Below are 13,046 nucleotides of genomic sequence, written 5' to 3' on the forward strand. Positions count from 1 at the left end.
AGACTGTCAGTATTAGTTGACGATACTTTTTACCTTATAGGCTTTGGCTATAGTAAGATTGAGTTAGTGAGATGGTATTTGCGCAATTGCTACCTGCGCATTAATATCGAAAAAAGTTCGGTTAAGAGAAATTTAACTTTGCAAAAACTAAAATTCATTCGCGCAGCCTGTATAGGCATTACCCTATTGTTAGCCGCCTGCACTTTGCAAAATCCAACGCAAAAACCTGAAATTAACGCGAATCAATACCGGCAATCTTTGTCGCTTCAGCCACTAAAAACCCCGAAAAAAGTAGACAATAACAAACTACGAGCAGCTTATGCTATTAAGTATGGTGAACACCCAAGGCAACAACTAGACATTTTACTCGCGCATAGTAAACAACAAAATCAACAGGCTACGCCTTTGGTGATCTATGTTCATGGTGGTGGCTTTGCCCGTGGTGACAAGTCATCGTTATACAAAAACAGAAATATTGATCGAGTTAATTATTTTCTTAGCAAAGGTATTTCTATCGCGAGTGTTAACTATCGTTTTTTAAAGCAAAGCCACAATGGCGTTTTAAGCTCAATGCAGGATGTTATGCGCGCTATTCAGTTATTACGGCATTTTGCTCAAAAGCTTAATTTACAAAAAGATAACGTCGCCTGCCAAGGTCACTCTGCTGGCGCTGGCACCTGTTTATGGCTTGCGGTAAAAGACGATATGGCAATGCCAACTAGCTCAGATCCAATCGCCCAACAATCGACACGAATTAAAGCCGCCGCCGTCAATGCCACACAAGCCAGTTATGATGTATTTAAATGGCAAAAAGAGGTGTTTTCTGACTATATAGACTACCCTATCATTCGCTCAATTCCTTTGAGTTGGTATCCGGGTGCCAGTCAACTTTTTGTATTTTATGGGATCAATAATAGCGAACAGCTATATCAACCGGATATTGTAAAATACCGACATGAAGTTGACATGTTAAGCCATATGAGCGCTGATGATCCGCCAATATGGGTACGCAACACACTTGCCGATAAGGCCCCTATCAATACCAATATGCTTTTCCACTCTCCCTTGCATGCCAAATATTTATGGCTGTATGCGAAAAAAGCCGGACAAGATTATGTAGTACAGGCACCATCAATAAAGTTAAAAAACCGCAGCCGTGATGATTTGTCGCTCGACAGAGAACAATTTACCTGTCAGCAACTATTAGGTTCGCGTAAAGCTTTTTGCCAGTAAACATTAAGATTGGAGGCATTAAAATTTGGGCTGTTACACTAAGTTTTTGTAAACCGAGTACCTTAAGAACGGTTTAAATTTATAACCTTCCAGCAATGTGTAAGGGTGATTTTACATCGACAAACCATGTGTTAGCCGAAATCAATTCGGCCCTTGTACAATGGTTTTAACGTTTTAATCTCACGCGCCAGTGCTGCAAGCATAAATGCCAATGCCATTAAGTTAACGATTTTTGGTAGGTTGGGCTGAAGAATGAAGCCCAACAAAACCGCTGCTTGTGTTGGGCTTCGCAAGCTCAGCACCAACCTACGTTGGCTTAAGTTAACGACATTGGCAGAAAGGCTCGCCCACAATTAATGACAAAACATACCTGAGATAAAATAGAAAAAGGGCAAGTATTAACTTGCCCTTATTGTGTTTACCAAACTAATTAATGAAGTGGTTTAAGGGTAAATTGATAGCTATGTTTACCCGGCTTCACTCGATATTTATCTAATGGTGCACCTAAAGCTGTCCAAGAGTCTGTGCCCCCTACACCCGATTGCAACATATCAATGTTAAGTGTATAGAAGCCCTGTTCAACCAGATCATAAGTGTGTAATGCCTCGTCTAAATTTTTCTGCGACCATGGCCACACCGACATACTTAAAGCTTGCTTGCCATCCACTTTCAAACCATAACCTTGCTGACTAGCCAATTGCCACCAATCAACATCAGTGCGGTTACCGTTTTCTTGCGGCACGATATAGTGATAAATTAAATCATTAGCTTGCGCTTGGTAAACAGCAATTTCAGCACTGGAATTTCTGTCGCTATAATTTTCAAATGGTCCTCGACCGTAGTAAGTTACGTCACTTAACGCACTGGCTACGCCCATTTGCATACCTAGGCGTTTTAGTGGCGGTAGCGATTTATCCGCTGTGAAATCAACATTGACTCGCACCTCACCGTTATCACTCACTAAATATTCGTGATTAAAGTTCACTTTATCTTGCACACTTTGCTTAATTGTTACTCGAACACCCTGTGGGGTTTTACGATAAGAAATAGCATCTAGGGTTAATTGCTCTGCCGCCGTTTTCCAAAATGCTAATTTATTATGTGACTTCCAAGCCCCTTTATCGTTATCTGTTTGAGCTCGCCAAAAGTTAGCCTTTAACGGTGCAGCCATTAAGTCTTTACCATTCACTTGATATTTAACTAAAGCGCCTTGTTGCTTATCAAACTTCACTTGAACTTGCGAGTGACTAATAGTGATATGTTGATTCGATTCGTTAACAACGAGATCACCTAGTGTTGGCGTTACAGCTTGCGTTGCTGTGTACCAAGGCATTTCGAATTTTTCTTTGGCAACTTCATGACCGGCTTTAGCCCAAATAAAATCCGTTGTCGTATTGGCAAAAATTCTTAACCAATAGCGAACACCTGCATCAATTTTTGGCGTCTTAATATTAACCTTAATTACCTTGCTCGCTTGCGGTTCGATATCAAGTTTGCCTAAAGTCCCTTGTTGGATAATGTCTCCGTCAGCAAACAACTGCCAAGCAAATTGATATTGATTCAAGTTAGTATGGAACAAACGGTTAGTGACTTTAATTTTACCTTGGTCTAAATCAACCGCGTTAAACCACGCGGGTTGAAAAACATACTTGGCATGTTCCAATTCTGGCGACGGATTACCGTACGCATCAACAATACCGTTTTGGTTAAAGGCTTTAGAGTTTGGTTTGTCGCCAAAATCACCGCCATAAGCTAAAAATTTAACGCCATCTTTAGTGGTATGCTCTAGCCCTTGATCCATCCAATCCCAAATATAACCACCAATCAAATCTTTACGTTGCCAAATTAACTGCCAAAATTCATCTAAGTTACCTAATGAGTTACCCATAGCGTGTTCATACTCACACATTAATATAGGTCGCTTAATATATTGGCTATCCGATAAGCCTTTTAAATAGTCCACACTTGGGTACATACGGCTGATAACATCAACATAAGTCGGATCAGTAGGGTTAGCCATAGGCGTTAATCGCCCTAAGGCATCCATAGTTTCTGGTACCCAATACCAACCTCTTGGTGGTTGAATAAAATCAGGATGTTCAGGATCACCTTGCGCACCTTCATAATGTACAAAGCGGCTAGGATCAAAGTCTTTTATCCAGCCAGCAGCAGCGGCGTGAGCCGGTCCCATACCAGATTCATTACCGAGTGACCAAGAAATAATAGACGGGTGGTTTTTGTCTCTTTGTACCATACGCATAATACGATCCATGATCGCTGGCACCCACATTGGATCGTTCGAGAACTGGCCACCAAATAAATGACTTTCTACGTTAGCCTCGTCCATCACGTACAGGCCGTACTCGTCACATAAATCAAGAAAATGCGGATCATTAGGGTAATGCGCAGTACGCACAGCATTAAAGTTATATTGCTTCATTAACTTAACGTCATTCTCCATATCCGCACGCGTTAAAGCTTTACCGCGAATAGCATGATGGTCGTGACGATTCGCACCAATAATTTTGATACTTTTACCATTGACTAACAGCTCGCCTGTCTCGCTGTTGATTTTTACATCTCTAAAGCCAACTCGGCTGCTTTTGGCTTCAACAACCTCGCCTTTATCATTGATCAAAGACAATACTAGCGTATACAAGTTAGGTTGCTCAGCCGACCACAATGCCGGTTTATCCACCGTTAAGTTTAATAAATCAAACTGGATATTTTCACGCTGCGGATATTGCTGCATGATCATATTTGCCTTAACTGATGCCGCTTTTGCTAGCACAGCGTTGCCATTGCGATATAACTGTGCGTCTAATCGCCAGCCCTTTAACTTGCTATTGTCACTAACCGTTAAAAATGGCCGAACCATTAAATGCCCAGTTTGATAGTTATTGCTTAATTTAGGTCGAGCAAAAAAGTCTTGTATGGCGACTTTAGGACGAGCCAGTAGTAACACTTCGCGGTGAATACCGCTGAGTTTCCACATGTCTTGCCCTTCTAAATAACTGCCATCACTCCAGCGCATCACTTGTAAAGCGAGTTTGTTGTTACCTGGCTTAACATAATCAGTTACATCAAATTCGGCTGGCAAACGACTACCTTGGCTATAACCCACTTTTTGGCCATTAACCCACACGTAATATGCCGATGAAATACCGCCAAAATGTAAAATAACCTCTTTATCTTGCCAATTTTTAGGCACATTAAACGAATGAATATATTTGCTAACTGGGTTTGCACGGGTAATTAACGGTGTCGTATTTGGTAGCGGATTAGCGCCGCCACCCGAGTAAAATGGCAACTGAGTATTAGTATAAAATGGAATATCGTAACCAAATAGTTCAACGCTTGACGGCACTGGTAGAGTTTTCCAATTGCTTGCGTCAAAGTCTTGCGCGACAAAGGACTGATCGATATTTTCATCATCATATTGAAATTGAAATAACCAATCGCCGTTTAAGTTTACATAATCACTTTTTTCACGATCTAAAGATAAAGCGGCTGAAACGCTGCTGTATGAATATGGTGCTGCGCGCGTCGGTAAACGATTGCGAGAAATAACCTCGGTCGATTCCCAATCTTTTTGTTGATAATCGGTAGTTAAATTGCGGGTTGTAGACTGATTGTTGTTAGTTAATGAGCAACCACTAATCATGGCAAAGCAAGTTAGCGCTATTATTTTAAACTTCATGAACATACCTATATAGTCTTCTCGCTCAGGTCTTATGGTTCATTGTCTGCGCTTACTCACCCCAATCACATAGTAGAGCATATGCTCATGGGGTCTCGAAGCTAGACGGCTTCCCCTAAAACCTGATCGCTTTGACTATTTGACTATAGTTATTGTTAGTTTTTTATATATCGTACGGCGAAATCACGTACAATTTATATAAAAATAACATTTATTATATTTGCTCAAGATTGTATACAAATGACAGTTAAAATCAAATAATTGTTATTAATGTAAAAGATAAGATTGGTTAACTTTTTTATTTCAATAAATAGGAAAATCATTTAGAACTGATTAGGGAAGTCACTTGGAAAGAACTAAGCGATATACTGTTTGATGACTTTCAACATATGTTCACGATTAATTGGCTTGGTCAAATAGTCATCCATTTGGGCATTTAGGCACATTTCTCTATCACCTTCCATCGCATTTGCTGTCATGGCCACTATAGGAATGCTACGTTTATCTGGGATCCCGCGGATCTGCTGCGTCGCTTGCAAACCGTCCATTACCGGCATTTGAATATCCATTAATACCAAATCATATTGGCCGAGTTTTACTTTTTCTACCGCGTCTAACCCATTGCTGGCAATATCCACTTCAGCGCCGGCCATTTGCAACATAACTTGGGCTATTTGCTGATTTATCTCGTTATCTTCTACCAACAAAATATGAGCAGAGGCCAACATACTGTCTGACGAGTCTTTATCTTTACGGCCGATTTCGCTAACCGTATCCTTGTTTTTTTGATCAATTTCGCTACTCCATTGTTGTTGCAACGCGTGCCGTTTTAATACCTGACGTAAGTTCTCGCCAATAAAAGGTTTATCTAAATTAAACGTCGCATTTAACGAAACGGGTTTAACCTGAGATTGCGGGATAATAAGATCTTGCAACAGCACAACTACACTTTGGGTTGATCTAATTTGTATATTTTCAGTTTGTAAAAGCAACCAAGATTGATCAACAAGGTATATTAATTTTTTGTCTGATGCAGTTGGTCGCTCTGTGGTTTGACTAAAATTGAGTTGGTAATACTCGCACCAATCTTCAATACTGGACGCTAACCTTATATCTTGCCCTACATAAACAACCTCAGTAAAAGGTATGGACCATTTAGCTTTGTTTTCACTTGGAGTTAGCGTACTTGGTGTTAGCGTACTTGGCGTTGGCGCTTGCAGTAAGCAATCAAAAGAAAACGTTGCACCTTTACCTAGCTCACTGTCCACACTCAATTGCCCTTGCATCAAATTAGCCAGCTTAGACGATATAGCTAACCCCAAGCCTGTTCCGCCAAACTTGCGGGTGGTAGATGTATCAGCTTGTGTAAACGCATCAAACAATTGCGCTTGCTTGTCCTTAGCAATACCAACTCCTGAATCGGTTACATAAAAGCCCAAATGGATACGATCTTGTTGTTGATTATTAATACAACGGCAACCCACCTCAATATAACCTTGGCTAGTAAATTTGATAGCGTTACCTAATAAATTTAACAAAATTTGTTTTAACCTTAATGGGTCACCCACTAAGGTGTTAGGAATACTCGGGTCAATGCGATAATTTAAACCTAGCTGCTTTTTTTCTGCCTTTAATTTGATAGTGGCTGTTATTTCGTTAAACAAACTGGTTAACGAAAATTCAGTATGTTCAAGCTCTAATTTTCCCGCTTCAATTTTAGAAAAATCTAAAATATCGTTGATAATCCCTAACAGTGAATTAGCTGACTGATGAGCCTTGGTAATGTAGTCAGTTTGCTTATCAGCATCTGTCTCTTCCAATGCCAATTCAGTCAAGCCGATAATACCATTCATTGGCGTGCGAATTTCATGGCTCATATTAGCCAAAAATTGACTTTTAGCTTGGCTAGCCGCTTGAGCTTGTTCTGCCATTGAGTTGGTTTTATTAATTTGCACGGCCAAATCCGCATTTAATTGCTGGGCGTGCTCGTTGGCGGCTTCCGCTTTTTGTTTAGCAAACTCGATATCTCGCGTTCGCTGCTGAACGATTGCCTCTAACTCTTTATGCTGTAGCTGCCACTGGCGTTGGGTCGCTTGAACGCTTTTGGTCACGTAATAGCCAAGCATTAGCGCTAACAAGCTGGCAAATAACACTAAACCAATAACAAAATTACGTTGCCATTGTAATTCAACCAGTTCTTTTTGCGCTTGCTGAGAAATTTCCGCCAGTACCCTATCGGTTAACTGAAAGGCCTGCAAAGTGAGTTTTTGCGCATGTGTCGTGATCACGGCTAAGCGGTGACTTGGTTCAACTGGGTCCACTTTTGTGCTTAATATATCGAAAAAAAGTAACTGCTCTAACGTTTTGAGCTCTTTATTTAATAGCCATTCGAAATCGCTAAAATGTTGATTAAAGTTATTTAAATTTTCCCTTGCTTGAGGATTGTTAAAAACCAGACTGTTTTGGCTTTTATTAATAAACTCCTTACGCATAGCAGAAAATTCACTAAGCTGGCGTTTAAGTCGTTTTAATCCTTCATTGGATAGTCCTTGTGGATTGGCCATCAATGCCAAAAATTCATTCACATTAATAAAATGTGACGTTAGCAAGGTTCGATAATCAGAAAATATTAAGGAAAATGCCCCTGTTTGGACATCAGCCAACACAGGATCAGTTTGATAAGCAATTTGCTGGTATACCGGTTCGACTGTTTTTTCAATCTGGATCTCAAGCTGGAAATTATTGTACGTCGTGTTACTTAACCTTGTATCCAACGTCTGATTTAATTGAGTTGTTGTTTGCTTATCAGGAGTTGGAAAGCGGTTAGTTAATTGCAACCAAACTTCACGCAAGGCTTTGTCTTGTTGTACCTGAGCGACATCTCGACTGTAGAGTAAAGATAAAAAATCATACTGCAAGCCTTCATACTGAGTTAACTTATCCAGTTTATTTAATGCGTGAAGCCGCACATTAACCGATTGCGTTACCGAACTGACTTGATAACAGGTTAACAAAAATAGAGGTATTGCCAGAATGGTGGCAATAATTGCCAGCCTGCGGCCCGTATGTGTATTCGGTATAAGATCAGTCGCCATGTAAAATTATCCTAATTTAATCGACAACTGTAACAACGTTTAGAACATCTGGATGCCAGCGTAACTGATGTTGCTTAGATTTAGCTAAATTCAGTAACACTCCTGGTACACCTTCGTCATTAAACAAAACTAATGCTAACCCTTTGTTAATCAATTCTGGTTGCTCACCAATTAAAACCACATTATGCTGACGACAATATTCGACTAGTTGAGCAAGGGCTGCATCACTCAATTTAGCGGCAAAAATCACATCAGGAGCCGTCTTCGGCATGCCATCTGCCATGGTAACAGCCCCAAGTTTTGCATTACCCACCGCATACCCGACTCGCGCTTTAGCAATATCAGCAACGTCATCACGGCCAATAACTTGAATGGTAATTTCATCTTGTTGAGATAAATTATCTTCTAACGACACCAGTTTGAGCATGATAGGTACCACTAATCCAGCAGGAAGCGGCTCGGCTTGACTATTTTCACTCGTTAATAGAACACCTAGCAATAAAATCTCGATTAATCGGCGCAGCACAATCATAGCTCCACCTCGACAAATAAAGTAGCGGTACGTGTTTTTAATTGCGGCAGCAATGAATTATGAAAACCATCATTGTCTTGAATAAAGCCATCTTGAGTAAAGTTATCACCAGCGCCAGCACCTTCAGGACCTGGCGAATAATATTCGGTTTCAAATAGGTTTTCGATTTTCAGACCTACGTCTATTCCTTCAGTGTCGTATCTTAGCGTAACATCTGTGGTGGTATAGCTGTCTAGTTTAATATCTTGCTCTCGGTTTGAATTTGAATCTTGGCGTAAAGGGTTTTGCGAGAACAATGCTTTACGACCAACCCAATTAACAATGGTATTGATATTCCAATGTGGTGATAACGGCCAGTTCAGATGCCAGCTTATTTTGTTGGCCGCGATATCTCCGGTTTCAGCTTTTTGTTCTAGCCATTGCCCTAACTGGTTGTCGTATTGCATATCTGACTGAGTGTCTGTGTAAGTATAATATATTTGCCCAGTAATGGTTGCGGCTTGAGGGATAGGATTAGCAAATCGGTAATGGCCTCTATATTCTACCCCCCAAATATCGCGCCCTTGCACATTAGACGAATCGGCTATCACATCAGTGTATTCAGATGCATATAAAGATACATCGTGTAACCAACTCTGAGTTTGATATTGAGTAATAAATTCAAAATTAGTGACTTTTTCCGGTTTTAAACCTTCATTGTTAATACGACCGTTCCAGCCGCCATATAAATTAACCGGAGCAGGCTCTTGAAACGCTTCACCGTATATCCATTTAAATGTCAGCTTAGGGCTATAATGATAAATCGCCGCTAAACGTGGACTCACCTGCTCTTTATATAAACTATTGTTATCCCATCGTGTACCTAAGCTAAAGCGCCAATCCTCTACATCCCAGATGAGTTGACCGTAAACACCCTGATCACGGGTCTTGAAAGTATTAAAATCAGGGTTGTCACTTATACGGGCATCTGGTGATAATGTTGTGTAATGATTGGAACTAATTTCATTTACATTGATCACGCCGGAACCATCTGAAGTAAAGCCACTTTCCGAATTAACACCTTGAGCAGGACATATACCTGAATTTGCCCAATAGTTACAAATCATATAGCCTTTCATCAGTTGCTTTTGTTCATACTTAATACCACCAGATACCATCAAAGTAGGAGACCAGCGATATTGATATTCTTGTTCAAAACGCCAAGCATCACTGTATGAGTTCCATTTGGAAATACTAACCCCCGTGCCATAAGACTCTATCCAGTCACCTGCAACCTGACTATTGCGATAAACAAATTGTGATTTAATATCCAGCTGTTTACTCAATTGCCACTGATGGGTGATAGCCACTTGTTCTGAACCATATACCCAGGAAGCATTTGGCTGGGCATCAGCAAAAGAATAATAAGGCCCATAGCCTTCATCTGTATGCCAATTAATATACTCAATCGCCAAGTTGTCATACGCTAGTTTAGCCAAAACCCCACGATTAAAACTCGGATCAAAATACTGACCTAATGCTTGGCCATTGAATAACTCACTTTGTTCAACCTCACCGTTGACATTAATGTCTCCTAGCGGACTAGTGCGACTCGTGACTGGATCAACACCTTGGCCTATACCTGGCCCCCATATTGTCGGGTCTTGTAGTAGCGCAGGATCCGTATACCCCCAAGGCGATAAATCATTAATGTGCGCTTCATCACTGTTAAATAAACGTAAACCCAGTGAACCATGCCACAAGCCGTATTTAAAACCCGTACTTAAATCAATACCTTGGGTATTAAAACTCCCCTTTTCAATGGCTATTTCGGCATAGACATCATCCTCGGCTAACATATTATTGGCATCTTTAGTGATGATATTGATCACACCTAAAAATGCATTTGGACCGTAAACCACGCTCGCAGGCCCATATATGACTTCAATCCGTTCTATTGCATTAAGTGGAAATTGTCGAGAAATAATTGCTGAATGAGTCCAGAGCGAGTTGTCTACTTTACCATCGATAAGCACCAACGTACGTTGCGTCCAGTTGGTGCGATAACCGCGTTGGTAAGCGATGGAATAAACTGTGCCATTGGGTATTGATGTATCAAACCCTGGTATGTCTTGCAGAATTTCGTCAATGCTGGCGTAGCCTTTTCGCTCTATGTCTTTATGGCGAATAACAATAATGGCCGCTGGGGCATCTTGAATTGATTCACTAATGCCTGAAACCGATGTAGACGACTGATGTAATTCGGTTTTTTGATTTAATAAATCTTGCAAGGACAAGGTTTGCACATCATTAGCCAAGGCCTGCTCAAGCAAGGCCAATAACACAAATACACTTTGTATTAGTTTAAAGGCTTTCAAATGAATTACGCTCATTACAAAAATCTAGTCGGAGTAATATGAAGTATAGCGGTAAATAGAAAATTGAAAGTGGAATCTTTTATTAATTAACGTTTACTTTTTAAGTACTTAGTCACAGATATTTCTCTACTGTAAGCCTTTTAACTTAATGTCGTTTTATTTTCTCGTTGCAACACACTTTATGTAACAGAATGATTAAGCGTAATGAAATTGATAAGCCATAGGCCGGTTTATACCTTCGAATAAGGTAATTAATCTAATGAGTTTAGTGAAAAATGCGGCTTTAAAGTACCAAGTTTTTGTGGGCGAGCATAAATGCCAATGCCATTAAGTTAACGATTTTTGGTAGAAACTATGAAGGACAGTATATCGACTAACCTTAAGGTGACAAAACCAAAAAAGGTGAATAAAGATGAATACTGTCCTTCAAGATAAAGATAACGCAAATTCAAATATTTTGTACCTTGCTTTTGAATTAAGTGCAAAAAGCTGGAAGCTAGGATTTAGTAATAAAGTTAAGCTCAGACAGAAAACGATTGATGCTGGTGATTGGAATAGCCTACTTGCAGAAATTGAACTGGCAAAAGAAAAACTAAAATGCACACCAGACTGTCCGGTTTTTAGCTGTTACGAAGCGGGTCGAGATGGGTTTTGGATACACAGAGCATTGGAAAAAGAAAATATCACCAATTATGTGATTGACTCAGCCGCTATTGAAGTGAATCGGCGTCAACGCCAAGTCAAAAGTGATGGTGTGGACGTAAAAGCCTTAAACAGACTACTCATTCGTTATTGTTCAGGTGATTTGACGGCAATGAGGCCTGTTAGAGTCCCGACTATTGAGCAAGAAGATAAACGACGATTACAACGCGAACGAGGGCGATTAATCGAAGAGCGAGGGGCGCATTCAACAAGGATAAAATCTTTACTTTTTCTGCATGGCATACGGCTAGCAAACATAAAAGATTTAAAAACATTACTGCCTAAACTTAAAGGCGCCGTCACGGGGTATGACATTCCAGTTGATACGAAGAACGAATTACAACGCGAATACGAGCGCTATGTCATGGTAGATAATCAAGTGAAAGAACTTGAAGCGTTACAAAAAGAGCGAGTTACCCAAGCCCAAGACGGCAGTATGGAAAAACAGATAGAGCAAATGATGCAACTCAAAGCCGTAGGATGGCAAACCAGTTGGTACTTAGTTGCAGAATTTTTTAGCTGGCGAGATTTCAAAAACGCTAAGCAAGTGGGGAGTTGTGCGGGATTAACTCCAACACCTTATGACAGCGGAGACAGCCAACGCGAACAGGGAATAAGTAAAGCAGGCAATAAGCGGGTGCGCAAGGTCATGATAGAGTTTGCTTGGCTGTGGTTACGTTACCAAAAAGGCAGCAAATTAAGTCAATGGTTTAAGGAGCGCTTTGACAAAGGCAGCAAGCGGATGCGAAGAGTGGGAATAGTCGCGCTCGCGAGAAAATTATTAGTGGCTCTGTGGCGTTACCTTGAGCATGGTGTTATTCCCGAGGGTGCACAATTAACGGAAGGTTAATTGCACAGAGGCAGTCACAAATGACAACAAACACATAAGGAATTAACGTTAACGATTGTGAGAAGGTGCTCGTGCCCAACCTTGGTAAGCCAAGCTTGACCGTTTTTGTAGAAGGGGCACCTTCAACCAGATTTCACTGCACATACGAATGCAGTTTGAGGTAGCCAGCTTAGGGCTGGAACGGATAGAAGGTGGTTGCGCTCACACTTGATGTTGAGTAGCACGAATAAATTAATCTGGGCAATTGATTAACTTCAAAAATGGGAAAAAGCTTATGGTTTGAAGAAAGAGCATAAGAGATTTTTATAAATTAAAGGTTGGGTATTGACTTCCTGTCCTTCATAGAAGGTTGGGCTGAAGAATGAAGCCCAACAAAACCGCGGCTTGTGTTGGGCTTCGCAAGCTCTAGGGATTTTTGTTCCAGACAAATCCCAGCTACTTATATCCATATAAGCAAGCACCAACCTACGTTGGCTTAAGTTAACGACATTGGCATAAATGCTTGCAGAGCCTGCAAACCTTTCTACCCAAAAGAGCAAGACTACAGAATTTTGCTCCTGACAAATTCTAAGTACCT

Annotated in this window: 6 protein-coding genes; 2 read left to right on the top strand and 4 right to left on the bottom strand. The window is 40.6% G+C overall.

The window, feature by feature from the left end:
• Positions 1 to 138 precede the first annotated feature (138 nt).
• On the top strand, positions 139 to 1,233 hold the full coding sequence (locus C2869_RS02090; protein ID WP_159083993.1) for an alpha/beta hydrolase: 1,095 nt from the start codon (positions 139 to 141) through the stop codon (positions 1,231 to 1,233).
• Positions 1,234 to 1,663: 430 nt separating this feature from the next.
• Here the strand turns inward: C2869_RS02090 and C2869_RS02100 are convergent, their stop codons facing one another.
• From C2869_RS02100 to C2869_RS02115, 4 genes are all read right to left on the bottom strand, one after another.
• Positions 1,664 to 4,933, bottom strand: a complete 3,270-nt coding sequence (locus C2869_RS02100) for a glycoside hydrolase family 2 TIM barrel-domain containing protein (RefSeq protein WP_108601385.1) — start codon at positions 4,931 to 4,933, stop codon at positions 1,664 to 1,666.
• A gap of 356 nt (positions 4,934 to 5,289) precedes the next feature.
• The gene (locus tag C2869_RS02105) at positions 5,290 to 8,028 is read right to left on the bottom strand and encodes a response regulator (RefSeq protein WP_108601386.1); all 2,739 of its coding nucleotides are present in this window, start codon (positions 8,026 to 8,028) and stop codon (positions 5,290 to 5,292) included.
• A 16-nt stretch (positions 8,029 to 8,044) separates the two neighbouring features.
• Positions 8,045 to 8,560, bottom strand: a complete 516-nt coding sequence (locus tag C2869_RS02110; RefSeq protein WP_108601387.1) for a YfiR family protein — start codon at positions 8,558 to 8,560, stop codon at positions 8,045 to 8,047.
• Positions 8,557 to 10,932 carry a TonB-dependent receptor plug domain-containing protein gene (locus C2869_RS02115; protein ID WP_108601388.1) on the bottom strand — a complete coding sequence of 792 codons (2,376 nt, stop codon included), beginning with the start codon at positions 10,930 to 10,932 and terminating at the stop codon, positions 8,557 to 8,559. Before C2869_RS02115 ends, C2869_RS02110 begins: the two co-directional genes overlap by 4 nt.
• Before the next feature lie 397 nt (positions 10,933 to 11,329).
• Between C2869_RS02115 and C2869_RS02120 the strand changes: the two genes are divergently transcribed.
• Positions 11,330 to 12,469: an IS110 family RNA-guided transposase gene (locus C2869_RS02120; protein ID WP_108601389.1), complete on the top strand. Its 1,140-nt coding sequence runs from the start codon at positions 11,330 to 11,332 to the stop codon at positions 12,467 to 12,469.
• Positions 12,470 to 13,046 lie beyond the last annotated feature (577 nt).

The organism is Saccharobesus litoralis (assembly GCF_003063625.1).
Classification (GTDB): Bacteria; Pseudomonadota; Gammaproteobacteria; order Enterobacterales; family Alteromonadaceae; genus Saccharobesus; species Saccharobesus litoralis.